The organism is Ignavibacterium sp. (assembly GCF_025998815.1).
In the GTDB taxonomy this organism is placed as follows: Bacteria; Bacteroidota; Ignavibacteria; order Ignavibacteriales; family Ignavibacteriaceae; genus Ignavibacterium.
The window spans coordinates 337,382-363,743 of sequence record NZ_AP026678.1; the positions used below are offsets into that span (position 1 = coordinate 337,382).

Sequence of the window (26,362 nt, forward strand, 5' to 3'; positions counted from 1 at the left end):
ATTTAATCACTGGAGGAAAATTTGGTTTTAAATAAGTTCATATCATTATTCGGAGGTAAAACAACGATGAAAATATTTCTAAGGATATTCTTGCTAAGCCTGGTTGCTATTTCAGCAGGTAATGTATCCTATGCACAATCAACTCAAACAACGGCAGTTCCGTTTCTGCTCATTTCACCTGATGCAAGAGGAAGTGGAATTGGTGAATCAGGAGCAGGTTTAGCAGATAACTCATCTGCAATATTCTGGAATCCTGCCGGTGCTGCATTTTTAACAGGAACGGAAGTCAGTTTAACACATAGTAACTGGTTACCACAATTTAACCTTGATTTGTTCTATGACTATCTGACTTATCGCCAATACTTTGAAGAACTCAGCGGCAATGTTAGCGCAAGTATAACTTATATGAACTATGGAGAATTTGTAAGAACAGGTGAAACTGATCCTACTCCGCTTGGAACTTTCAGATCCTTTGAAACTGCTGTTACTTTAGGTTATGCTACCAAGCTACACACTGACTGGGGTTTGGGATTTAACTTCAGAGTAATTCACAGCAGACTTTCAGATCAGCCAACCGGTGAAGAACAGGGAAAAGGTGTTGCCACTTCTGTTAGCTTTGATATCGGTGGAATGTGGAGACCTTCCTCATTAGTTCTTCCTTTAATTGATGAAGATATTGGTAACAGATTTTCGATGGGAATAAATCTTAGCAATTTAGGTCCTAAGATTTCCTACATTGACAGAGCTCAGGCAGATCCAATTCCAACAAATTTCAGATTGGGTTTTGCTTACAAAATTCTTGATGATGAATTCAATTCATTGATTTATACTCTCGACTTTCAGAAACTTCTTGTAAGTAAATCAACTAAAGTTGTTCCATCAGGTGATACAACTAAAACAGTTACGGAATCCGATGACTGGTATAAAGCTATTTTCACTGCCTGGGGAGATAAACCTTTCAGTGAAGAGTTAAGAGATGTTATAACATCAATGGGACTTGAATATGTTTATGGAACTCCCGGAGATTTTCTTTTCGCTTTGAGGACAGGATTTTTCTATCAGGATCCTAATTATGGAAACAGAAAATTTGTTACTTTCGGTGCAGGAATACGATATGATATTTATGGATTTGATTTCAGTTACATAACTACATCTGTATTCAAAAACGGAGAGAATCACCCACTTAACGATACTCTCAGATTTACTGTATTGATCGGTTGGGGAGCAGTTCCGGAATCAACACGCGGTTTACCAAGAGGTATTTAACTCAAATGAAAAAAGTAATCCTGTTTTTGCTGTTTGTAGCTTTGGGCAGTTTATCTGCCCAAAGTTTTAATGGGACTTTTAATGTTGCACCACTCGGGAAACCAAGAGTTTTAAACTCTGATACTCTCAGAATTCTTGGAATTATGGTTAACTTTCAGGAAGACCGTGATGCTGCAACTTTTGGAAACGGAAAGTTCGGGAGTATTTATTCACAGAATTATGGCAACAGTATTTTAGATCCGCTTCCACACGACAGGAATTACTTTGAATCTCATCTTGAGTTTGTTAAAAATTATTTCACTAAAGTTTCTGACAATAAACTCACAGTAGAATATTTTGTTCTTCCCGATACATTTTCTGTATCGCAAACGATGCGTAATTATTCCCCTGCACCAAAATCAAATGATTTTACTCCTTTGGGAAATTTTTCACAGGAAGTCTGGTCAATTGCAAATCAGTTATATCCATCATTTGATTTTTCACAATATGATTTATTCATAATTTTTCACGCTGGTGTGGGAAGAGATATTACTTTGCCGGGAAGTTTGGGTAATGAAAGAGATCTTCCTTCTGTTTACTTAAGTGAAAATGCTTTAAAGGAAATTTTCGGAAATAACTTTGATGGTTTTCCAGTTAACAATGGAAATTTTAAAATCACAAACACAGCAATAATTCCGGAAACTGAGTCCAGAGAATTGAGCACATTATCAGGAACAATACTTTTTGAAATTACAATTAATGGTTTGCTTTGTGCCACAGTTGCCAGTCATTTAGGTTTGCCGGATTTATTCGATACTGAAACGGGATTAAGTGCAATAGGAAGATTTGGTTTGATGGACGGACAATCCATTTTCGCTTACAATGGTTGTTTCCCACCCGAACCTTCTGCCTGGGAAAAAATTTATCTTGGTTGGGCAACACCTGTTGAGATTACTCCCGGAAATTATGATATAAATTTAGTTACAAAGTTCACTTCACAGATTTCTGATACAGTCATTCTGAAAGTTCCTATTAACGCTTCAGAATATTATCTGATTGAGAACAAGCAACGCGATGCTTCTGCAGATGGTTCAACAGTCAAATACAAAATTGGTGAGAACACATTTGTTATAAATTTCGATAGGGATACTACAGGATACAGAAGTTTTGATACAGATTCACTTGCTGGTGTTGTAATTGATGTTGATGAATTTGATTGGGCTTTGCCGGGAAGCGGAATTTTGATTTGGCACATTGATGAAAATATCATTAACCAGAAGATTGCTCAGAATAAAATTAACACTGATAAAAATTTACGCGGAGTTGATGTAGAAGAAGCTGATGGTGTTCAGGATATCGGAGAGAAATTTTTTACAATTTTCGGTGATGAAGTTATCGGTGAAGGAACTGAACTTGATTTATGGTACAATGGTAATCCTTCCAAACTTTATAAAAACAGATTTGATAAAAATTCCAGACCGTCAACAAAATCAAATACAGGCGCCAACAGTTTAATTTCTGTTTTTGATTTTTCAGTAAATAGCAATAAGATGAGCTTTAAAGTTGCTTATGGTGATTCAATCATTAAACCTGTTTACTTTCTTCAAAACTTATCCGGCGAGCAATCAAAATTCATAACATCTGTAAGTGATAATGATGATATTTTTGGTTTTGTCTTTGGAAAAGATTTATTTGTTTACAACGGAAATATTCTGATTGATAGCGTTTTAGCTTTTACAGATTTTAAACCGGTTAGTGCTCAGTTTGGTGGAGTAAAATATATAATCGGAGTTACTTACAATCCTCTTTTAATTGTTCCTTCAAGAATTTCATTCTGGTCTTATGATGGTTCAACATCTTCAAGTGGTAACTTAGCACTTCCATTTGGTGTAACTACAGCACCAATGATTCGAAGAACTCCAACAGAAACTTATGAAGTTTTATTCGGCACAGATGAAGGAAAAGTTGTTGTTTATGATTTATTATCTCTGATATCAGGTAATAACATTCCAAAGAGTGAAATTTCAATTCGTGATAATACTGTTATTACTAAAGTTTCTTCTTATGAAGGTAAATTAGCAGCAAGCGGAAATTTTGGTTCAACTGAAAATCTTTCCAGTTTGATTTATGTTGATGGTAAAGTAATAAACTTTGACTTAACAATAATTTTAGATTTCGTTAACACTCTTGACTCACGAGGAAATCTGATTACATTGCTTCTTGCTAAACGGGCAAATGAATTTAAAGTAATCGAAGTCAGCGACGGTGAAGTAATTCATACATTTGATTTACCTTATTCGGAAGATTATTCTACCATTGCTTTAGCTGATTTGAAGAATGATGGTGATAATTATCTGATAATTCCAGCAAAAGAAAAATTATTTGCATATAATCTTCGTGGAGCAATTGCGGATAATTTCCCATATACAATATCTGGTGATGAATTTAACGGCTCTGTTTTAGCTGCTGATATTGAAGGCGATTCTAAATCCGAAATAATTGCTTTCACAAAAAAAGGAAACATCTATGCATTGAATGGTGGAAGCGGAAAAATAATTGATGGATTCCCAATCTCAATTGGAAAAAATAATAATTCATATCCTGTTCTCTTTACATTTGATGGAAGTGCTTGTCTTGGAGTTTTGGATAGCACAAATAATTTCTATGCCTGGAAAATATCTTCAATTCAATCACACATTGATTGGTCTGAACTATATGCTAACAGATTCAATTCTTCATTTTTAAAAAATGCAAACTCAATAAACAGAGTTGAAGATTTCTTTCCGAAGAACAGAGCATATAATTATCCAAATCCTGTTTATGAAGGTTCAACAGCTATCAGATATTATGTTTCCGAAAATTCCAGAATTAACATTAAAATACTGGACCTTGCAGGAGAACTTGTCGCAGAGTTAAATGGCTTTGCTACCGGTGGTTTTGATAATGAAACTATCTGGAATGTAAAAAATATTCAAAGCGGAGTTTACTTTGCCCGAATTGAAGCCACCAGCAATTCCGGTAAAACCGAAAATGTTACAATCAAAATTGCAGTTGTCAAGTAATCTTTAATTCTTTTTCGAAAATAAAATTCTTATGAGAATATCATTCATCTTATTTATTCTGTTACTTTCGAATTCTCTCTTTGCTCAATTTACAGAATTCCATCCTGAATTGAATTGGTTAACAATAAAAGGCAAACATGTTCAGGTACATTACCACGAAGGTGCTGAAAGAACAGCTCAGGTTGTAGCTAAAATTGCTGATGAAGTTTGGGATCCAATATGTTCTTTATATGAATATGAACCTGATGTCGTTCATTATGTTATTAAAGATATTGATGATTATTCTAACGGTGCTACTTATTTCTTTGATAACAAAATTGAAATCTGGACAAGTGCTCTGGACTTTGATTTGCGCGGTACTCATAACTGGCTTCGGAATGTAATCTCACACGAGTTTACGCATATGGTTCAGATTCAGGCAGCAATGAAAAGCAAAAGAAGTTTGCCTGCTGTTTTTCTTCAGGTACTTAGTTATGAAGATAAAAGAAGACCCGATATTCTCTATGGATTTCCGAATCTACTAATCTCTTATCCACTTGCAATGATTAATGTTCCTGCGTGGTTTGCAGAAGGTACTGCTCAATATATGCGAAAAGAATTTGATTATGATAGATGGGATACTCATCGTGATATGATTTTAAGAGCTTATGCTCTTGATGGAAATATGCTTACCTGGAATGAAATGGGTGTTTTCGGAAAAACAAGTTTGGGAAATGAATCTGTTTATAATTCCGGCTTCGCTTTTACAAGATACATTGCTCAGAGATACGGTGAATCAAAACTCAGAGAAGTTACAAAAGCACTTGGCAACTTTGGGACATTTACCATTGACGCAGCATTCAGTAAAGTAATCGGCAAAGATGGAAGTGAACTTTATAATGAATGGAAAGAATTTTTGGTTAATGATTATAAAAATCGCTCATCAAAGGTAATCGAAAACAAAGTTGAAGGCGAGCAAATAGCTTCAGTCGGTTTCGGAAATTTCTATCCGATTTTTTCTCCCGATGGGAAAAAAGTTTACTACATTTCCAACAAAACATCAGATTACTTTGGTCCTGCTGCAATTTTTGAATATGATATTGAAACGAAAAAAGAAAAACCAATTGCTGGTGGAGTTCGCTCAACTTTTTCATTTATTCCAAACTCGAATAAAATTATTTATTCTAAAATCAGTGATGATAATCCGAACTGGTATAATGTACACGATCTTTATGTTTATGACATAGATAAAGAAAAAGAAACTCGACTGACATTTAATCTCCGTGCAAATCATCCTTCAGTTTCGAATGATGGGAAAAGTATAGTTTTTATTTTTCAAAAAGATGGTACCACAAATCTTGGTAAAGTTGATATTGAAGGAAAAAATTTTCAGCAGTTAACTTTTTATTCAAATGGTGAGCAGGTTTATAATCCAAAATTCTCGCCTGATGATTCAAAAATAATCTTTGACTATTCTTATCATCATACACGAGATATTGCAATTATTAATTCGAATGGTGGTAAAGTTGAATTCATACTTTCTACAGAGAAAGATGAACGAAATGCAATTTTCAAATCATCTGATGAAATTGTTTATGCTTCAGACGAAACGGGAATTTTTAATCTTTACTCGCTTAATCTTAAATCAAACGAGAAGAAACAACTTACCAATGTTTTGGGTGGCGCATTTATGCCAGCTATAAATTCCAGTGGCGATATTGTTTATGCTGGTTACACTTCAACAGGTTATAAAATATTTTTGATTAGTTCAGATGAGCAAAAAAAAGTTAAAGAAAGAATGAATTATGTATGGATTGATAATCCACCACTGAACGAAGATAAACCAAATGGTGATATTCATAAATTCAATATTACTGCTTTAAAAAACTTTAATGATTATGAAGTGCCGGATTATGGAAAGAAAAGTTACAGCGGTGTTTTTTCGAATCTAAGTTTCTTTCCGTTTCTGCGATACGATAATTACAACACTGGCAACAAGTTTACTGAAAAACTAAAACCCGGTTTGTTAGTTTCATCTAATGATATCTTAAATCGTTATGCCATTTTTGCCGGCGGCTCAATAAATACCAGACTTGAGCGAGATTTATTCTTAGTGTTTGATTATAAAAACAAACTTCCGCTTTTCACTTCAATTGGTCTAAGACCGGAATTATCGGTAGAGCTTTACAGCATCAGTCGCAAAGCCGGTGTGGATATTTTCTTTGGTGCTGATACAGTTGGTGGAGTGGTGAATTATGATTTCATCATTCCAACAGATGTAACTTATGATTTATTTGAAGCAGATTTTATTGTTCGCCACAGGTTATTCAGCCGGGATCAGAACTTACAATTGAAGTTCACTTTCTCAACATACACGGCAACTCTCGGAAGTTTTATTCTTCCTGATGAGAATAACACTTTGTATCCTTCAACAAAGGATAATTATTTCATCGGAAGAAATCTTGAAGCCAAATATACCTGGCTTTCAATTGCACCATCAAAAGATGATGACATCAATCCAGTTGGAATGAATATAGAACTTACTTACAATTATGAATTTAACAAGTTTAATTCTGAAGGTGAGTACACAATAAAAGATGGTTTCCTTGAACCACTTTATCGTGACTTCAATTTTCACAAACTTGAATTAAAGACAGGACTTTATCTGCCTGTTTTCAATTCACACACATTTAATACTTCATTGCGATTAGGTACAATACTCGGTCCGACTGTGCCGGACTTTTTTGATTTCTACCTTGGTGGTTTAATCGGCATGAAATCTTATCCTTTTTATGCAATCAGCGGGAATGAAGTTGCCTGGCTTAATTTTACTTACAGATTCCCGTTGCTTAGAAATATAGATACAAAAATCGGGCATCTGTACATTGATAAAATTTTCTTTTCAGTAAATGCTGATATTGGTAATGCGTGGAATGGTAAAATTCCTGAATTAGACAAATTTAAGAAAGGCGTTGGAGCTGAACTAAGATTGCAATTAAACTCTTATTATTTATTTCCAACAAGCATTTTCTTCCATGCTGCTTATGCATTGGATGATTTCACAAGAGTCGTTAACAATCAATCAATCAAGTATGGAAAAGAATGGAGCTTTTACGGTGGAATTCTTTTCGGCTTTGAAATTCTGAATTTCGAAAGTAACAAAAAAATCAGATGAGGAATTAAAATGAATAAATTATTTGTGTTTTTGTTTTTAGTATCTGTTAACTTCTCCTTTGCTCAGAAAAAAATTCAAACTAATGTTACAGGCAATCTCGCTTATGATGCTAAGACTATTCTCGCAGAATACAAATCTGTTGAAGCAGCACCGTTAAACTTACAACAATCATCTGACAGAAAATCCCCAATACTTGCCGGACTTTTTTCTGTATTAGTTCCTGGTAGTGGTGAGCTTTACACAGGAGAATACCTAAAAGCAGCAATCTTCGGAGTTCTTGAAGCTGGATTGATTACTGCAGCTATTGTTTATAACAATAAAGGTGATAGCAAGACAGAAGAATTTGAAAATTATGCTGATAATGTTACAGATAATTCCGGCTGGAGTGTTGTAAGATATGCACAGTGGATAAATCAGTATAAAGATAAAAATATTCAGATAAATCCTGATCCGAATTTAAAACCCTGGCAAAGAGTAAGTTGGGAAGAACTCAACTCGGTTGAAAGGGAGATTCAAGGTTTTTCTCACACGCTTGCCCGACATGGTGAACAACAGTATTATGAAATGATTGGAAAGTATCATCAGTTCTCTCCGGGTTGGTGGGATTTTAACGGAGGAAGCAACAACTCTGATATTTCACCTGCATTCAAATATTATTCTGGTTTAAGAGGCGATGCGAATGATTTTTATAATATGTCAACTGCAGCAGTAATTGGAATTTATATAAATCACTTTCTTAGCGGACTTGATGCTGTCTGGTCTGCTGTTCAGTTTAATAAAAACCTTGCTGTTAAAGTGAGGATGGATTCTTATCAGTTAACTAACAAAACGGAATTATTTCCTGCCGTTTATCTCAAATACAATCTGTAATTTTGCATAAGAAAATTTTCTCTTTGCATATACAGAAATAATAATATGAAATTACCACTTGTAGCAATTGTCGGAAGACCTAATGTTGGAAAATCCACACTGTTCAATCGCTTGCTTGGAAAGCGTGATGCAATCGTTGATGATGTCAGTGGAGTAACGCGTGACAGAAATTATGGAGAAAGCGATTGGTCTGGTAAAAAATTTCGGTTGATTGATACAGGTGGATATGTGCCTGAATCTTCGGACCTTTTTGAATCCGCAATCAGAGAACAAGTTGAAACCGCAATTGATGAAGCTGACTCAATTATTTTTCTTCTTGACTTCAAAGCAGGTTTAAATCCAATCGATAAAATCATAGCAAATATGCTTCGTCAATCAGGAAAAAAATATTTTGTCGTTGTTAATAAAGTTGATAATGAAATTCAGAAGCAGGCACTAAGTGAATTTTATGAAATTGGTGTTGATAATATCTATAACATCAGTGCTTTAAGCGGAAGACAACTTGGTGATTTACTCGATGACATAACATCAGACTTTCCGGAAATTGGAGAGATTCAGGAAGATCCTCGACTAAAAATTGCAATTGTAGGAAGACCAAATGTCGGTAAATCATCTCTCACTAATGCTTTACTTGGACAGGAAAGAAGTATTGTTACTGACATTCCCGGAACAACAAGAGACAGCATTGATTCAATTCTCAAATACTATGGTGAAGAGATAATTCTGATTGATACGGCAGGACTCAGAAAGAAAAGCAAAGTTCAGGAGAGTATCGAATTTTTTTCAAACATCAGAACTTATAAAGCAATTGGTGAATGTGATGTAGCAATCGTTATGATTGATGCAAAACTTGGCTTTGAAAGTCAGGACCAAAAAATTATTGATGAAGTTATCCGTTGGAGAAAAGGATTAATCATCGCTGTAAACAAATGGGATTTGATTGAAAAAGATCAGAACACTGCACTTCAGTTTGAAAGAGCAATTCGTAATAAATTAGGTACAGCAGATTTTGCTCCGATTATTTTTATCTCTGCATTAACCAAGCAAAGAATCTTTAAACTTATTGAACTAAGCAAACAGGTTGAAGCAGAACGGAAGAAAAAAATTCCAACAAGTCAGTTAAATGATGAAATACTTCCTGAGATTGAAAAGAATCCTCCACCCGCAACAAAAACAGGAAGAGAAGTTAAAATAAAATACATTACTCAGGTTGGAACTCATTATCCAATCTTTCTCTTCTTTACGAATTATCCAAATCAGGTTGCAGATCATTATAAAAGATTTCTTGAAAATCTGTTGAGAAGAAAATATGGATTCGAAGGCGTTCCTTTAACATTATCATTCAAATCAAAATCAAAAGAGTTTAAATGAAAAACTTTTACATAGTTGATCATCCTTTAATTAAAAAAGATTTAACGATACTTCGGGATAAAAACACTCAACCGGAAATTTTCAGGTCTGCTTTACAAAGAATATCAAATCTTCTTGCAGCGGAAATCTCCAAAAACATTATTCTTGAACAAACCGAAGTTGAAACTCCTTTGGAGAAAACAATTGGATACAAATTAAAGAAACAGATTGTGCTTGTTCCGGTTTTAAGAGCAGGACTTGGTATGGTGAATGGGTTTCTTGAACTCATTCCCGATTCTAAAGTTGGTCATATTGGTTTGCAGAGAAATGAAGAAACTCTGGAACCAATTGAATATTACTTCAAAACTCCTTCTGAACTTGAAAAATCCGATACTATACTTCTTGATCCAATGCTTGCAACCGGCGGAAGCGCTTCAGGTGCTATTACATATCTTAAAAACAGAGGTGCGCAGACGATTTATTTTGCGTGTATAGTTGCCGCTCCGAAAGGTGTTCAAAGAATAAACTCCGATCATCCTGAAGTTAAAATTTATTCGGCATCTTTAGACAGAGAATTGAATAACAAAGGTTACATACTACCCGGATTAGGTGATGCTGGTGACAGGACTTTTGGCACTCTTTAGAAATATTTTCTCTGCCTTTCTTATTCTTACAGTTTCTCTGTCAGCTCAATCTTATCCTGATTGCAAAGTTGATGAACTTTTGCGAAAGGGAATTGACAAGATTATTAATCAAAATTATGACGATGCGAAAAAAATCTTTTCTGAATTAGATAAGGTCAGAAGCGATATTCCACTTGGCAAAATTTATCTTGCTGCAACTGAGATTGCTAAAAGCTACGATTATGAGTTACCATACAATCACAATTTAATTACTGATTATCTTGAGTCAGCAAAATCAATTTCAAAAAAGCTGATAGAAAAAGATGAAAAGAATATCTGGAATAAATATTTTTTAGCACTTACAGAAGGTTACATCGCTTACTACGATGCAATCAGAGGTAGCTGGCTTCAGGCGATTTCTACAGGATTAAATTCAATTTCTCTTTTTGAAGCTATTCTTGAAACTGATAGTTCTTTTCACGATGCTTATATTGCAATTGGTACTTTCAAATATTGGAAGAGCGCAAAAACAGAATTTCTAAACTGGCTTCCTTTCATTGATGATGAAAAAGATTTGGGAATAAAATTCTTAACAATTGCTGTTAAAAATTCTTCATATAATTATCATCTTGCTGTAAATTCTTTAATCTGGATTTACATTGATCGTGAGCGTTTTGGAGATGCTATTGAACTTGCCGAGAAAGCTCTTATCAAATATCCCGAATCCAGAATTTTCAGATGGGGATTAGCAAGAGCGTATGAAGATATTGATACTCAAAAAGCGATAAATGAATATTTCAAAGTACTTAATTCTTTTCCTGATACATTAAAATCAAATAAAATAAACGAAGTTACACTTAAACATATCATTGCTCAGCAGTACTATAAGATTGGTAAAAAATCTGAGGCAAAGAAATTATGCGAAGAAATTCTGAAAATCAGAAATTACTCTGATTATGAAAAAGATAAGTTGGAGAAAAGGTTAAAGAGAGTTCAAACTTTATACAAGGAATTAAGCAGTTATTAATTATTGCCCTCCAATACACCTGACTTTAAGTAATCCGAAAAAAAAAGTAAATTCCAACCGAAAAATTAACATACTATCTAAATGGCTCTGGAAAATCCTAAATATCAAAAAATGCTGGATGCTTTGTTAAACAACTGCAGAAAAAATCTGCCTAAAGTTGACGAAGCATTAATTACAAAAGCATTTGAATACAGTCTCGAAGCGCATAAAAATGATCTTCGTGCATCAGGTGAGCCATATTTTACACATCCGTATGAAGTTGCAAATATTGTAGTTGAAGAATTTCCACTCGACGATATTACTGTTGTAAGTGCACTTCTGCACGATGTAGTTGAAGACACAGAATTTACACTTGAAATTCTCTCGAAAGAATTTGGAAAAGAAGTGGCTGAAATTGTTGATGGTGTTACAAAGATTAGCGGCATTTTCAGAGGACACGAAATTACTAAAGCAGAAAACTATCGTAAGCTATTGCTTTCGATGGTTAAAGATGTTCGTGTTATTCTCGTGAAGTTTGCTGACAGATTGCACAATATGCGAACTCTTGAATTTGTTAATCCCGATAAACAAAGAAGAATTGCACAGGAGACACTTGAAATCTATGCACCTTTTGCTCATCGTTTTGGATTGGCAAAAGTAAAATGGGAACTTGAAGATTTATCATTCAAATTTCTGAACAGAGAAGCTTATGAAGAACTTGCCAGAAAACTAAAAGCAAAAAGAAAAGACAGAGAAGCATACATCAAAAAATTTTCTGAGCCAATCATTAAAAAATTAAATGAATATAAACTCAAATATGAATTAAGCGGAAGGCCAAAACATCTTTACAGTATTTACCGAAAGATGGTCAGACGAAATAAACCCTTCGAAGAAATTTATGATTTATTTGCTGTAAGAATTATACTTGATACCGATGATGCAAATGCCTGCTATACTGTACTTGGAATTGTTAATCAGATTTATCTTCCTGTTCCTGATCGTTTCAAAGACTATATCTCTATTCCGAAAACAAATAATTATCAGTCAATTCACACTACTGTAGTTGGTCCTGAAGGAAGACTTGTTGAAGTTCAGATAAGAACACGCCAAATGCACGAGGTTGCTGAGAAAGGTGTTGCAGCTCATTGGCGATATAAAGAAAGTAAAACTGCTTCTGATAAAGAATTGGAAAATTGGGTTAACTGGATTCGTGATATTTTTGAAAATGCATCTAAGGATGAGCAGAAAAAAGAATTGATGGAAAGCTTTAAGCTTAATCTTTATCAGGATGAAATTTATGTTTTTACACCGAAGGGAGATTTACGAAGATTGCCTGTTGGTTCAACGCCTGTTGATTTTGCATTTGAGATTCACAGTAAAGTTGGTCATCATTGTATCGGAGCAAAAGTAGATGGTAAAATTGTTCCTCTGGACACTGAACTTCATAGCGGAGATCAGGTTGAAATTATTACATCAAAAAATCAGCATCCAAATAAAAACTGGTTGAAGTTTGTAAAAACTCACAAAGCAAGAAACGAAATAAGAAAATGGTTAAACAAAGAAGAGCAGGAGATAATTGACAAAGGAAAAGAGATTTGGGAGAAAAAAATCAAGAAGTTTAAACTTTCATTCAATGCTGATGAATTACTACGATTGGCTCACTTGAATAAGTACGATAATCTCAGACAATTCTTTAAAGCAATTGCTCAGGGCTTAATAAATGTTGACGATGTGATTACAGCAAACAAAGAGAGAGAAGAGAAAGAGAAACAAAAAGAGCTTCAATTTGAAAAATTTGCAAACGGTGCAAGAAGTGACATTGGGGGAATTTTAGTAGATGGTAAGAAATCCGGAATACTTTACACTTATGCAAAATGTTGTAATCCGATTCCTGGTGATCCCGTAATCGGATATATTACAGTTGGAGAAGGAATAAAAATCCACAGAAAAAATTGTGTTAACCTTTTGAATCTTTCTGTTGCTGATTCTTCAAAACTTGTTAATGTTCAATGGCCTGAAACAGAAGATAATTTATTTGTTGCCGGTCTGACTATCAGAGGTGAAGACAGACCCGGAATATTAAATGATATTTCGCATACAATTGTTACTTATCGCAACACTAACATAAAGTCAATCAACATCAACACAACAGATTCAACTTTCGAAGGAAGTGTAACTCTTTATGTTCAGAATCTCGAACATCTTAACAGAATTATCGAAAGACTTAAAAAAGTACAGGGCATTTTTTCAGTTGAAAGATTTGAAAGCACATTATGATTGATGAAAACCTGACCAGGATAATGGCAATTGATTTCGGCTTGAAGAGAATAGGAATTGCATTAAGTGACCCACTAAAAAAATTTGCTTCGCCATTCACAACACTTCCTAATGATGACAAATTATTTTCTAACCTGAAAAAAATTATTCAGGAAAAATCTGTAGAAAAAATAATACTTGGTTTACCAGATAAATCCGCAAACGAAAAAAAATCAGTTTATAAAAATGTATTCGACTTTAAATCTGAGTTAGAAAGAAATTTTGATATTGAAATTATTTTATGGAATGAAACTCATACATCCAGAATTGCAGAACAAAGAATTATTGATTCAGTAAAAAGTAAAAAGAAAAGACAGGACAAAGGATTGATTGATATGCATTCTGCGGCAATAATTCTCTCTGAATATCTTGACTCAATTGATAATTAAAATTAGTCCTCTTATTTTTGATATGAATAAATGATATTGGGAGCACATCAATGCTTAAACAATCACTTGGAATCATCGAAACAAATTCTCTCAGCAGTGCCGTTGAAATTGCACATCTGATGGTTGATAAATTTGAAGTTTCATTGGCAAATGTGAGGCAATTATTAAATGGCTACACCACAGTCTTTATAAAAGGCGAATTGGGAGCAGTTCAGCAGGCAATTGATTTTGGAGCAGGTCATTGCAATGAGAAAAATTCTCTTGTTGCAAAATCAGTTATTGCAGTGCCACACGATGAATTGTTCAACTTTATTGAAGGAGAAAAAGATGAATAATTCACTTGGACTTGTTGAAGTGAAAGGATTTTGTGCATCAATTTTTACGGTTGATACACTACTTAAAAATGCATCTGTTTCAATTGGGCTGGAAGAAATCAAAAACGGAAATGTGATATTAAAATTAAAAGGTACTTTACCTCAGATTAATTATGCAGTTAATCTTGCGGTTGAAAATGCTAATAAGATTTCTTCCGTAGTAAGTTACAGCGTGTTGGAAAAAATTAATCCAGTAATTGAGCAAGCATTTTTTGTTAATGGAAATAAATCTTCTCACAAAAAACAAATTAAGGAGAGCTTTACTGAAACTACATTACAAATCCACACAACTAACAAACCTGAAAAAATTATTTCAGTAAGAAAAGTTTCTTCCAGGAGAAAACCAATAACTATTGATTCGAAATCGGATAAATCAAAAAAAGAAATTAAACAACACTCAACTGATGAAACATTATCAAGTACGATTGAAAGATTGAGACTTGAAGCTCTCGGAAAAAAGGCAATCGAAGTTAGCGAAAGAGTTTCAGATAAAACTGAAAAGACAAAATCTTATGACATCAAAAAACTTTCAGATCTTGATGGCCTGAATGTCCACAAACTGAGAAGAGCAGCAAGAGATTTTGATAACTTCCCGATAAAAGGCAGACAGATTTCAAGAGCTAATCGTGATGAACTGATGGTTTACTTCAAACAAATTTTACCTGAATAAATTGAATAAAAAAATTTACATAGTAATTATTTCAGTTTTATTCTCTATAACTGTTTGGGTAAGCATAGCTCTTTCGGATGAATATTATTCAACTTATAAACTTCCAATTGCAATCATTGATTTACCTTCGGGTTATAGCGTTGGAAATAATCTTCCCGAGACTATCACAGTAAGATTAAAAGGAGATGGATGGAAGCTAATGTCTTTTGAATTAGGTTCGACGGAATACTTCTATGTTTCAGTAAAAGGGGATAGCGGAGTAATAACTGCAAATCTTCTAGCTAATGTAGAAAACAATCCCTGGTTTACATCAGGAATTAATATTCTTGATATTAATCCAAAAAATATCCGGATAGTTGTTGAACCAATTGTTGAAAAGAAATTAAAAATTATCCCAAAACTTAAACTTGACTTTAAGGAAGGATATAGTTTAGCAACGCAGGTTTTAGTTGAACCGGACTCAGTTTTAATCCGGGGTCCGGGTAGTGTTATTAAAAAAATGGAAACTTACAGTACTAAAGAAATTTCATTAAAAAATCTTGACCAGAAAACTAATTTTATAGCAGAGCTTGAAGAACTGCGAGGTTTTGAAACAGATCTGAAATTTGTAAATGTAACATTGGATGTTCAGCGAATTGTTGAAAATTCAATTAATGATATTCCTGTAAGTGTTATCAACAAACCTGAAAATGTTGATGTAATTCTTATTCCGAATACGATATCTTGTACATTTCGTGGAGGAGTAAATATTCTTGGTAAAGTAAGTTTGAATGATATAATTGCAACGGTGGATTATAACTCAGTAGTAAATGATACTCTTGGTTTTGTAAAGCCTGAAATCCAATCGCCTGAAAATTTAAATTTGTTATCAGTCAGACCTGACAAACTGAAATATGTAATTAAAAAATTTTAACTCATCTTTATCTTAAATTTTATGTTTATAACTTTTGAAGGAATAGATTTCTGCGGTAAGTCAACTCAAGTTGAACTATTAAAAAATTATTTTGAGAGAAAAGGTAAATCAGTAAAAGTAATTCGCGAGCCAGGTGGAACAGAAATCTCTGAAAAAATTCGTGACCTTCTGCTTGATAAGAAAAACAACAAAATGTTTATGGAGACTGAGTTGCTTTTATTTTCTGCAAGCAGAGCGCAGCTTGTGAGAGAAAAAATTGTTCCTTTTATTCAGGAAGGTTCTGTTGTTATATCTGACAGGTTTCACGATTCATCAACAGCTTATCAGGGATTTGGAAGGGGACTTCCGATAGAAGCTGTATTGAATGTTCATAAACTTGCAATTGGTGATACAATTCCTGATATAACTTTCATAATTGATATTCCTGTTTCTGTTGCAGTTAAACGAAAAGCAGAAAAAACTCATCAGGAACTCGATAGAATAGAAGTATCATCGAATGACTTTTTTGAAAAAGTAAGGAATGGCTATCTTACTCTTGCAAAAAACGAAAAAAGATTCAGAATAATTGATGGGACAAAATCAATAGAAGAAATTCATAAGTTAATCATTAATTACATTGAAGAACTTGAGCGAAGTTAATATGAAAAAAACATTTTTTATCGTTGTCCTTATTTCATCTCTGATATTAGGATTTTATATCCAGCGAAGTGGCGATATCTATTATGAGATTTCTAAAAATATGGAATTATTCGGAAAGGTATATAAAGAAATCTCATTCAATTATGTTGACGAAATAAACCCTGAAGAATTTATGCGCGAAGGAATCAAGGGAATGCTTAAATCTCTTGATCCTTACACTGTATTTATCGACGAAAGTAAACAGGAAGATATTGATTTAATGACCAATGGAAAGTACGGTGGAATAGGAGTTACTATCGGTGTAAGAAATGACCGTGTTACAATCACTGAAATACTTGAAGGTTATGCAGCTCAGAAACAAGGATTAAGAATAGGTGATGTTGTAATTGAAGTTGATGGTGAACCAATAACATCTTCTGACATTGATAATCTTTCAGCAAAAGTAAAAGGTGAGCCGGGAACAACTGTTCAGCTTAAAGTTCTGCGTAATAATGAAAAAGATACATTACAATTCAATATCGTCCGTGAGGAAATTATTATTCGTAATTTGGTTTATGCTGGTTTCTATCCTGCAAATTCGAATAATGTTTATTTAAAACTTTCCAATTTCAGTCGTTCGGCTGCTGAAGAAATTAAAAACGCATTAAAGAAACTGAAAGAAGAAAAACCAATTGAATCTATTGTACTTGATTTAAGAGGAAATCCTGGTGGCTTGCTTGATGTTGCGGTTGATGTTTGTAATAAATTTCTGAAAAAAGATTTATTGATAGTTTCTACGAAAGGAAGAGAACCCAGCAGTGAGAAAAAATATTTTGCAAAGGAAGAACCAATTGCTCCGAATGAGAAACTTATTGTGCTGATAAATGAAAACAGTGCTTCAGCTTCTGAAATTGTAGCAGGTGCAATTCAGGACCATGATCGGGGAATTATTCTTGGTACGCAATCTTTCGGTAAAGGACTGGTTCAGACAATTACTCCCATTTCTTATAACACTTCACTGAAGATAACAACAGCAAAATATTACACTCCAAGCGGAAGATGTATTCAGAAAATTGATTACTCAAAAAAGAATAAAGTATTTAATACACCATTGATTGATGATAAATCGGAATTTACAACAGATAACAATCGCAAAGTTTACAGCGCCGGAGGAATAACTCCAGACACTCTGGTTAAATTTGAAATTGAAGGAGAGATAACCAGAGAACTTCTCGCAAAGGGAATCATTTTTGATTTTGCTGATAAGTTCTATTACCAAAACCAATCAACCGGATTTGAAAATTTGAACGATAATAAAATCTTCAGTGAATTTGTTTCATATATAAAGAGTAAAGAATTTAACTATACGCCGGAAGTTGAAAAGAAACTTAATGCACTTATTGAAGACCTTGACAAAAACAAAATAAACGGAAAGATTCTTAATGCAGCAAATAAACTGAAAGATGAGCTGAAAAACTATTTTGAAAAAGAACTTGATAAACACAAAAGTGAAATTTTAAGTTACATCAAAATTGAATTAGCTAATAGATACTATAATCAGCAAAAGGGACTTGAAGAATCACTGAAATACGACAAACAATTCAGTACAGCAATTACACTTTTCAAGAATGAATCAGTATTTAATAAATTATTAAACAAAGGATTATAGTCGGGGAGAAAAAATGAAAAGTCTGGCAGTTGTCTGGAAAAGAAATCCGGTTTTGGGGGCATGTCCTTCGTGTAAATCATTAAATACACTAAAAAGATCTCACTCCAGAAATAAAAAAGAAAAACTGATTAACCGACTTGGATTTTATCATACTTTCCGATGCAGAAGTTGTGGCTGGAGAGGATATATAAGCACATTTTCATTTACCTTGCATTCACTTAAAGCTCTTTTAATGTATGCAGCAATAATTGCTTTTGCAGTGATAATAACTTATCAGGTTCTTATAAGAATATTTTAATCCATTCAACTAATAGTAGTATTAAATAATTTTCTTAAAATATTCCACTATCATAACTTTTGTTTTATAATCATCTTTTAATAATTTTACGCAACAAATTTGTAAACTATTTGTATCTATCAAACCAGGGCTGCAATAAAAATCCTTGGTAACTAATCCGCGCAAAAAAGTATTGTAATTGTAGAAGGAAAAGCCTTCTTTTAATTCACATAAATTTAAATTTATTGGACAATTAATGAAGAAATCTTTACTTGATTATATCCTGCGAAACAGACTTCCATTAACTGTTTTTGTTATTATTTCTTCATTCACATTAACCTACTTTGTCTCAAGACCAGAGAGAGACGGAGTTGGCTATACACCGGTTCAACCAATCAATTACTCTCATAAGCTTCACGCTGGTGATATGAAAATTGATTGTAAGTATTGCCATACGAATGTGGATAAATCCCGTTTTGCAGGTGTACCGGCAGTTGCAACCTGTATGAATTGTCATACAGTTGCAAGAAAAGATCGTCCCGAAATAATTAAACTTACTCAATATTACAGAGATGGAATTCCACTTCCCTGGAAAAGAATTCATAAAGTCCCGGATTATGCATACTTCAATCACTCAGTTCATGTTAATAAAGGAATTGATTGTACTGCTTGTCACGGTGAAATAACTCAAATGGAAAAAGTAGGACAGATGAATTCATTCACGATGGGAAGCTGTCTTAATTGTCATAGAAATGCCCACGATAAATTTCCGGAACTTAAAGATCAAATTAAGAAAGGACCGGAGTATTGTTCAGCATGTCACAGATAGGAACTTTATATGAGTTTTAATCAGGGAAAAAATAAAATGGACAGAAAAAAATTTTTCCTTTCGGCTTCACTCGCAGCAGCCGGAATTGCTCTATTCAAATATATTCCGTTTACTTCAGCTAAAAGAAATTTCAATTCAAAAAAAGTTGAAGTAAAAATTAATCCATTAGCAGTCAGCAGGAAAAAAGTAGGTGAAAAGAATGTCTGATATCAGAGAAGATCAAACAACACAGGATAATCCTGATCCAAATTACTGGAGAAGTTTTGAGGAACTTTACAGAAACGAAAAAACTTTAGAGGCAAGACATCACGAATTTGCTGAAGGTGTAACAGATGATTTTGATCCGAACGAAAACCTGTCAGGAATTTCCAGAAGAAAATTTTTAGCTCTTCTCGGTGCTTCTGCAGCTCTTGCCGGAGTTGCCTGCAGCGATTACAGAGATAAAGGGGAAATTGTTCCTTACAATGTAAAACCGGAAGAAATTATCATTGGCAGACCAAATTATTATGCTTCAACTTGCAAAGCGTGTGCAAACTCTTGTGGAATTCTTATCAAAACAAGAGAAGGAAGACCAATTAAAGTTGATGGAAATCCTGAGCATCCGGTAAATCAGGGAAAGATTTGTTCGAAAGGACAGGCAAATATTTTAAATCTTTATGATCCTGAAAGACTTCAGCAGCCATTAAAAAAATCATCAACAGGATTTGATAATGTTGAATGGAAAAAAGTTGATAGTGATATAATCGCTGCATTAAGTATGGCTGGAAGTAAAGAAATTGCTGTTATTACTCATACAGTCACTTCGCCTACATTATTAAAAGTTCTTGACGACTTTAAAGCTAAATTCCCATCCACAAAAATTTATAGCTACGAGTTATTTAATAACTCAAACAGAAATTCTGCATGGCTCACTTGTTATGGAAGCGGGAACTTTCCACTAATTAAATGGAATGAAGCAAAAGTTATTGTTGCTCTTGAATCAGATTTTCTTGGTGTTGAAGGAAACAGAGTTGAAAATTCCAGATTGTTTGCCGAAGGAAGAGATGTTAGCAATAAATCTTTCAACAGATTATATGTGGTTGAAAGTTCAATGACTCTCACAGGTATGAATGCTGATTATAGAATGCGACTTAAACCTGAGCTTCAGTTTGCATTTTTGATGAGCTTAATAAATGAGTTAAAAAGAAGAGGCGCAATTTCAGCTTCTGTTACTGCAAATTATAGTTTAGAGGAATTTGTTCAGAAGAATAATCTAGATAAAGAAAAAGTAAATCATCTTGTTAATGACTTAATTGATAACAAAGGCAAAGCAATAGTTCACGCCGGTGATTTGTTGCCAGAAAATGTTCACATCGCAGTTAACATTCTAAATGACTTGTTAGGGAACAATGCTCTATACAGAACTGATAGTTCATCCATCAATCTGATAAATTTATCCTCACTTAATGAGATTAAAGAATTAACCAATAAGATGAAAAACGGACAGGTTGCAGCTATAATTCATCTTGACAGCAATCCTGTTTATCATTTCCCGAATGATTTGAATTACAAAGGATTACTTACTAAAGTTCCAACCGTTGTAACACTTACTGAAAGGATGAATGAGACTGCCCAGTACAGTAACTATGTTCTTCCTATCAATCATAATTTTGAAAGTTGGGGAGATGCTAAAACGAGAACAGGAGTTATATCACTTCAACAACCTGTAATTGCACCTTTACATAATACAAGACAGAAAGAATCAATACTACTTACCTGGATAAGTACAAGTCCTGATTCCTACTCAGAGACTTTATATCACGATTATCTGATGAATAATTGGGAAACAAATATTTATCCGACTTTAAAATCCAAGTTAGATTTCAAACAACTTTGGTTCGGTGCTTTACACGATGGTTTTGCATTGACCAATGAAACAGCGCAAAGTTATGGTAAAATAAATTCTGCCTTAATAAATCCTGCTGAACTAAAATACTCTTCAGAGGGTATAACTTTAGTTTTAAGAGAAAGCTATCAGGTTGGCGATGGTCGTTTTGCAAACAATGGTTGGCTTCAGGAATTGCCTCATCCGGTTTCCAAAATTACATGGGATAATTATGCAGCTATTTCACATAATACAGCTAAAGCATTAGGTGTGCAGAATGATGATTTGATTGAAATAAATGTTGGAAACAGAAAATTAACTCTGCCGGTTTTTATTCAGGCAGGTAATGCTGATGATACTGTAACAGTAGAACTTGGTTATGGTAGAGAATATTCAGGAATAGTAGCTTCAGGAGTTGGTTTCAATGCAAATCTATTGCTTTCGTCTCAACCGGATATAAGCAATTGGATTTACACAAATGTTTCAGTTACAAAAGCAGGTGGTAAATATTCTCTTGCATCAACTCAGGAACATCACGCATTTGACGATCCAAGGACACAAGATTTACATCTCAAAAGGCATATCATTCAGGAAGGAACGGTTGCTCTTTACGAGAAGAAACCTGATTTCATTCAGGAACACAGACCAAAAGAATTAGAAAGTGTTTATACTCCATTTCAATACAACGAAATGAAATGGGGAATGGCAATTGATTTAAATAAATGTCTTGGTTGTGGCGATTGTATAGTTGCTTGTAATGTTGAAAACAATGTTCCAGTCGTAGGAAAGGATCAGGTTCTTAAGAGCAGGGAAATGCAATGGTTAAGAATTGACAGATACTATTCCGGTTCACCTGATGATCCTCGTGTAAGTGTACAGCCAATGCTTTGTCAGCATTGCGATCAGGCACCTTGCGAAAATGTTTGTCCTGTTGTTGCAACCACACACAGTCCGGACGGACTTAATCAAATGGTTTACAACAGATGTGTCGGAACAAGGTATTGTTCAAACAACTGTCCATATAAAGTCAGAAGATTTAACTTCTTCAACTTTAGAGATCATTTCAGGGATGGTTATCAGGAAAGTTCGATATTCACTTTGATGTTTAATCCTGAAGTAACTGTTCGTTCTCGTGGAGTAATGGAGAAATGTACATTCTGCGTACAAAGAATTGAAGAAGCAAGATCTGAGGCGACAAGAAAAGGAGTTCCAATTAAAGGAACAGATGTCAAAACAGCTTGTCAGGAAGCTTGCCCGACAAATGCAATTCATTTCGGAGATATTAACGGAAAAGATTCTGAGTTTTATAAATACAGAACGCATGAACTTGGTTATTATGTACTTGAAGAATTAAATGTTCGACCAAATGTTACATACATTGCCAAACTTAGAAATATTCATACGGAGGAATTATAGTGAATATTGACTACTCACAGGAAGCTCCGGCAGTTGCAGGACGACTTACTCTCGCTCAAATAGAAGAGTTAGTTGCAAAACCACTGGATACAAGGCCAGATAGAAAATATTTCATTGCACTTTCTATATCAGGTTCTCTTTTGCTGCTTGGAGCAATTTGTCTCGGAATAAGTTTTTATTATGGTATTGGTCTCTGGGGTAATAATCAACCTGTTGGTTGGGCAGTACCAATTGTGAATTTTGTGTTTTGGGTTGGAATTGGTCACGCCGGTACACTGATATCCGCTATTCTGTTCTTGCTTAGACAGAAATGGCGTACAGGTATTGCTCGCTTCGCAGAAGCAATGACAATCTTTGCAGTAATGTGCGCAGGAATTTTCCCGATTATTCATACAGGAAGACCTTGGTTAGCAGGTTATCTTTTGCCTTATCCTAATCAACACAGCTTATGGGTTAACTTTACATCACCATTATTGTGGGATGTGTTTGCAGTTTCAACTTACTTTACAGTTTCTTTGGTTTTCTGGTACATTGGTTTAATTCCTGACTTTGCAACACTCAGAGACAGAACAACTTCAAAACTTAAGAAAACTATTTACTCTATATTCAGTTTAGGATGGAGACATTCTTCACGACACTGGCAGCATTATGAAAAAGCTTATATGTTACTTGCAGGATTTGCAACTCCACTTGTTCTTTCAGTTCATACAATAGTTAGTTTCGACTTTGCAGTTTCAATTTTGCCTGGCTGGCATACAACAATTTTCCCACCATACTTCGTTGCCGGAGCTATATTCTCAGGTTTTGCGATGGTAGTTACGGTGCTTGTTTTTGTAAGAAAGATTTTTAATCTCGAGAACATCATTACAATGGACCATCTGGAGAGAATGAATAAAGTTATTCTCGCAACAGGTATGATGGTTGGTTATGCTTATGGAATGGAGTTTTTCATTGCGTGGTATAGTGGTGTTCAGGCAGAGCAGTTTGTATTCATAAACAGAGCATTTGGACCTTATGCCTGGGCTTATTGGATAATGGTTAGTTGTAATGTAATATTTCCTCAGTTATTCTGGTTCAGAAAATTCAGAAGATCAATTCCGGTAATGATGGTAATTGTTATCCTCGTAAATGTAGGAATGTGGTTTGAAAGATTTGTAATTACTGTTACTTCATTGCACAGAGATTTTCTACCATCAAGCTGGGCTTACTATAAACCAACTTTTTTTGATATGGGAATTTTATTAGGAAGTTTTGGTTTGTTCTTCACTTTGGTAATCTTATTCACAAAATCATTACCTGTAGTTTCTATATCCGAAGTAAAAGCTGTTGCTGACGGTGCGCAACCAACTCATCGCGGAGGTCATCATGAATAAAAAATTATTTGGACTTGCTGCATTATTCAAAACTCCTGATGAGATAATTGAAGTTGCAAAGAAAACTGCTGCAGCAGGGTATCATAAATATGATATTCATTCTCCTTATCCTGTTCATGGCATTGAACGGGCAATGAAATTGAAACCATCCAAACTTGGATTTATTACACTTGTCTTTGGAATAACAGGTTCAGCACTTGCACTGTTGCTTATGTATTGGACGATGTCAATTGATTATCCGATGATTATAGGTGGTAAACCATTTTTTGCTCTTCCTGCATTTATTCCAATTACATTTGAAGTAACAGTTTTGCTCGCTACGCTTGCAACAGTAATTGGAATGATTACATTCTTTTTCAGATTTCCTGAAAATGATCATCCATTGCACGATACTGATTATATGAAAAAAGTTTCGTGTGACCACTATGGTTTGGTAATAGAAGCAAAGGATAAACTTTTCGATGAAGTAAAAGTTCGTGAATTTCTGAACTCACTTAAGCCAATTAGTATTGAAGAAATTTATTATCCTGAAAAAGAAACCTATCCTGTGCTTGAACCTAAGTTTGTTACATTTTTAATTATCATAGCTGTGGTAACTTCAGGTGTAACATATTTTGCGTTGAATAAACTTCTCTACATGCAACCATTTACCTGGATGATGGAGCAACCGAAATTAAATCCTCAGAAGCCGTCAACACTTTTTGCAGATGGATTTGGAATGAGAACCCCTGTTCAGGGAACAGTAGCAAGAGGATTTTTACCTTATCCATATATGGGTCAGAATAATCCTCCGGAAGTTTTGCAGAATCCTTACTTGCCAACAAAAGATAATTTAAAGTTAGGTGAACAGAAGTATTTAACATTCTGTAGTCCTTGTCACGGAAATTACGGAGATGGCGATAGTCGTTTACGCGGACAATTTCCAAATCCACCATCATTACATTCGACAAGGGCAAGGGAATTTAGTGATGGAATGATTTATCACATCATTACAAACGGACAAAATGTAATGCCTTCTTATGCTTCTCAGATTACAAGAGAAGAGAGGTGGGCAATTGTAAATTATATCAGAGTATTACAGAGAGCTAAAAACGCTAAAAGCTCTGATTTACGAGTTGTTAATAAGGAGACCGGAAACAATGCATCAAACTGATTTTAATTATCAAAGAAAAGATTTACCAGCCGGTTTTTCTAAATTCGGTTTAATTTTTCTTGTTGTCGGACTAATTCTGGCAGTTGCCTCATTTTTTGTTGATCAGACAAGAGCTGCATTTAATTATTTAGTTGTCTATATGATGATTGTCAGCATTGCGCTTGGCTCTCTATTCCTGATAGCTTTGGAATATGTTGCAGGTGCTGATTGGAGTACTCCATTTAGAAGAATTCCTGAGTTTTTTGCAGGACTTCTTCCTTTGCTTTTTATTCTTGTAATTCCATTGTTATTTCTTAATCACGATTTGTTTCATTGGGCACACGAAGAAGCAGTTAAAGAAGACAAAATTCTTCAGGGAAAAGCACCTTATCTCAACACTTCTTTCTTTGTGATAAGAACTTTAGTATTCATTGCAATCTGGGTTTTGTTCTATTTTATTCTTCAAAGAAATTCGAAAAAGCAGGATACAACTAAAGATCAGACTTTAACAACAAAGAACATCAGATTTTCAGCTGCGTTCATTCCTTTGTTTGCAATTACAATTACATTCACTGCTGTTGATTGGTTGATGAGTCTTGAACCACATTGGTTTTCAACAATATTCGGAGTCTATTATTTCTCTGGAACTGTTATAGCTGCATTAGCTGCCGTTACTCTGGTTGTTGTTGTGTTGAAAGAAAAAGGATATTTCAATCCCTGGATAACCGATGACCATCTTTACAGTTTTGGTGCTTTACTTTTTGCTTTCGTAAACTTCTGGGCATACATTGCTTTCAGTCAGTTTATGCTTATCTGGTATGCTGATTTACCCGAAGAAACATTTTGGTATCTTACAAGATGGGAGGGCAGTTGGGTAATATTCTCATTGCTTCTAATTGTTATTCATTTTGTAGTTCCTTATGCTATGCTTCTTTCTCAGCCGGCAAAGATGGATCCAAAAAGGTTAAAGTTTATTTCTGTTTGGTTACTTTTTGCTCATTTATTTGATTTGTTTTGGTTAATTATGCCAAATATGCAACCACTAAAAAAAGGATATGTATTTAGTTGGATTGATCTCGTGTTTCCGATTTTAGGTATTGGTATAGTTTTAACGGTTTTTAATTTTATTTCGAAAAAGGAAAATTTAATTCCTGTTGGTGATCCTAAACTTAAAAAGGGAATTAACTTTCATCTTTAATTCTTAATAAAGGA

The 26,362-nt window shown here is 34.2% G+C and carries 21 protein-coding genes; all 21 read left to right on the forward strand.

What is annotated here, in order from left to right; genetic code table 11:
* Window positions 1–66 precede the first annotated feature (66 nt).
* The 21 genes from porV (at window position 67) to Q0X14_RS01460 (ending at window position 26,348) form a co-directional block, all read left to right on the forward strand.
* A complete protein-coding gene (gene porV / locus Q0X14_RS01360) occupies window positions 67–1,266 on the forward strand; it encodes a type IX secretion system outer membrane channel protein PorV (RefSeq protein WP_297841416.1) in 1,200 nt (399 codons plus the stop codon).
* 5 nt (window positions 1,267–1,271) lie between these two features.
* Window positions 1,272–4,307 (forward strand): T9SS type A sorting domain-containing protein, encoded by a 3,036-nt coding sequence (locus Q0X14_RS01365; RefSeq protein WP_297841418.1) that lies wholly within the window; start codon window positions 1,272–1,274, stop codon window positions 4,305–4,307.
* A 31-nt stretch (window positions 4,308–4,338) separates the two neighbouring features.
* On the forward strand, window positions 4,339–7,461 hold the full coding sequence (locus tag Q0X14_RS01370) for a biopolymer transporter Tol (RefSeq protein ID WP_297841420.1): 3,123 nt from the start codon (window positions 4,339–4,341) through the stop codon (window positions 7,459–7,461).
* Window positions 7,462–7,470: 9 nt separating this feature from the next.
* A complete protein-coding gene (locus tag Q0X14_RS01375; protein WP_297841422.1) occupies window positions 7,471–8,331 on the forward strand; it encodes a hypothetical protein in 861 nt (286 codons plus the stop codon).
* A 45-nt stretch (window positions 8,332–8,376) separates the two neighbouring features.
* Complete coding sequence (gene der, locus Q0X14_RS01380) at window positions 8,377–9,702, forward strand: ribosome biogenesis GTPase Der (protein WP_297841424.1); 1,326 nt, start codon at window positions 8,377–8,379, stop codon at window positions 9,700–9,702.
* Window positions 9,699–10,325, forward strand: a complete 627-nt coding sequence (gene upp / locus Q0X14_RS01385; RefSeq protein ID WP_297841427.1) for a uracil phosphoribosyltransferase — start codon at window positions 9,699–9,701, stop codon at window positions 10,323–10,325. The genes der and upp overlap by 4 nt, the downstream gene beginning before the upstream one ends.
* Entirely contained in the window at window positions 10,312–11,331 is a 1,020-nt protein-coding gene (locus Q0X14_RS01390; RefSeq protein ID WP_297841430.1) for a hypothetical protein, read from the forward strand. The genes upp and Q0X14_RS01390 overlap by 14 nt, the downstream gene beginning before the upstream one ends.
* A gap of 81 nt (window positions 11,332–11,412) precedes the next feature.
* Window positions 11,413–13,587 (forward strand): bifunctional (p)ppGpp synthetase/guanosine-3',5'-bis(diphosphate) 3'-pyrophosphohydrolase, encoded by a 2,175-nt coding sequence (locus Q0X14_RS01395; protein WP_297841432.1) that lies wholly within the window; start codon window positions 11,413–11,415, stop codon window positions 13,585–13,587.
* The gene (gene ruvX, locus Q0X14_RS01400) at window positions 13,584–14,015 is read left to right on the forward strand and encodes a Holliday junction resolvase RuvX (protein WP_297841434.1); all 432 of its coding nucleotides are present in this window, start codon (window positions 13,584–13,586) and stop codon (window positions 14,013–14,015) included. The genes Q0X14_RS01395 and ruvX overlap by 4 nt, the downstream gene beginning before the upstream one ends.
* A gap of 50 nt (window positions 14,016–14,065) precedes the next feature.
* Window positions 14,066–14,350: a BMC domain-containing protein gene (locus Q0X14_RS01405; protein ID WP_297841437.1), complete on the forward strand. Its 285-nt coding sequence runs from the start codon at window positions 14,066–14,068 to the stop codon at window positions 14,348–14,350.
* Window positions 14,343–15,059 (forward strand): BMC domain-containing protein, encoded by a 717-nt coding sequence (locus Q0X14_RS01410; protein WP_297841439.1) that lies wholly within the window; start codon window positions 14,343–14,345, stop codon window positions 15,057–15,059. Before Q0X14_RS01405 ends, Q0X14_RS01410 begins: the two co-directional genes overlap by 8 nt.
* A gap of 1 nt (window position 15,060) precedes the next feature.
* Window positions 15,061–15,972: a hypothetical protein gene (locus Q0X14_RS01415; RefSeq protein WP_297841442.1), complete on the forward strand. Its 912-nt coding sequence runs from the start codon at window positions 15,061–15,063 to the stop codon at window positions 15,970–15,972.
* Between the two features lie 21 nt (window positions 15,973–15,993).
* The gene (gene tmk / locus Q0X14_RS01420; RefSeq protein ID WP_297841445.1) at window positions 15,994–16,611 is read left to right on the forward strand and encodes a dTMP kinase; all 618 of its coding nucleotides are present in this window, start codon (window positions 15,994–15,996) and stop codon (window positions 16,609–16,611) included.
* A 1-nt stretch (window position 16,612) separates the two neighbouring features.
* Window positions 16,613–18,259: a S41 family peptidase gene (locus Q0X14_RS01425; protein WP_297841448.1), complete on the forward strand. Its 1,647-nt coding sequence runs from the start codon at window positions 16,613–16,615 to the stop codon at window positions 18,257–18,259.
* A 13-nt stretch (window positions 18,260–18,272) separates the two neighbouring features.
* Window positions 18,273–18,557, forward strand: a complete 285-nt coding sequence (locus Q0X14_RS01430; protein ID WP_297841453.1) for a hypothetical protein — start codon at window positions 18,273–18,275, stop codon at window positions 18,555–18,557.
* Between the two features lie 235 nt (window positions 18,558–18,792).
* The gene (locus tag Q0X14_RS01435; protein WP_014560251.1) at window positions 18,793–19,365 is read left to right on the forward strand and encodes a cytochrome c3 family protein; all 573 of its coding nucleotides are present in this window, start codon (window positions 18,793–18,795) and stop codon (window positions 19,363–19,365) included.
* 36 nt (window positions 19,366–19,401) lie between these two features.
* Window positions 19,402–19,572 (forward strand): hypothetical protein, encoded by a 171-nt coding sequence (locus tag Q0X14_RS01440; RefSeq protein WP_297841457.1) that lies wholly within the window; start codon window positions 19,402–19,404, stop codon window positions 19,570–19,572.
* Window positions 19,565–22,645 (forward strand): TAT-variant-translocated molybdopterin oxidoreductase, encoded by a 3,081-nt coding sequence (locus tag Q0X14_RS01445; RefSeq protein ID WP_297841460.1) that lies wholly within the window; start codon window positions 19,565–19,567, stop codon window positions 22,643–22,645. The genes Q0X14_RS01440 and Q0X14_RS01445 overlap by 8 nt, the downstream gene beginning before the upstream one ends.
* The gene (gene nrfD, locus Q0X14_RS01450) at window positions 22,645–24,018 is read left to right on the forward strand and encodes an NrfD/PsrC family molybdoenzyme membrane anchor subunit (protein ID WP_297841462.1); all 1,374 of its coding nucleotides are present in this window, start codon (window positions 22,645–22,647) and stop codon (window positions 24,016–24,018) included. Before Q0X14_RS01445 ends, nrfD begins: the two co-directional genes overlap by 1 nt.
* Window positions 24,011–25,171: a quinol:electron acceptor oxidoreductase subunit ActD gene (locus Q0X14_RS01455; RefSeq protein WP_297841465.1), complete on the forward strand. Its 1,161-nt coding sequence runs from the start codon at window positions 24,011–24,013 to the stop codon at window positions 25,169–25,171. Before nrfD ends, Q0X14_RS01455 begins: the two co-directional genes overlap by 8 nt.
* On the forward strand, window positions 25,158–26,348 hold the full coding sequence (locus Q0X14_RS01460) for a quinol:cytochrome C oxidoreductase (RefSeq protein WP_297841469.1): 1,191 nt from the start codon (window positions 25,158–25,160) through the stop codon (window positions 26,346–26,348). Before Q0X14_RS01455 ends, Q0X14_RS01460 begins: the two co-directional genes overlap by 14 nt.
* Window positions 26,349–26,362: the final 14 nt, after the last annotated feature.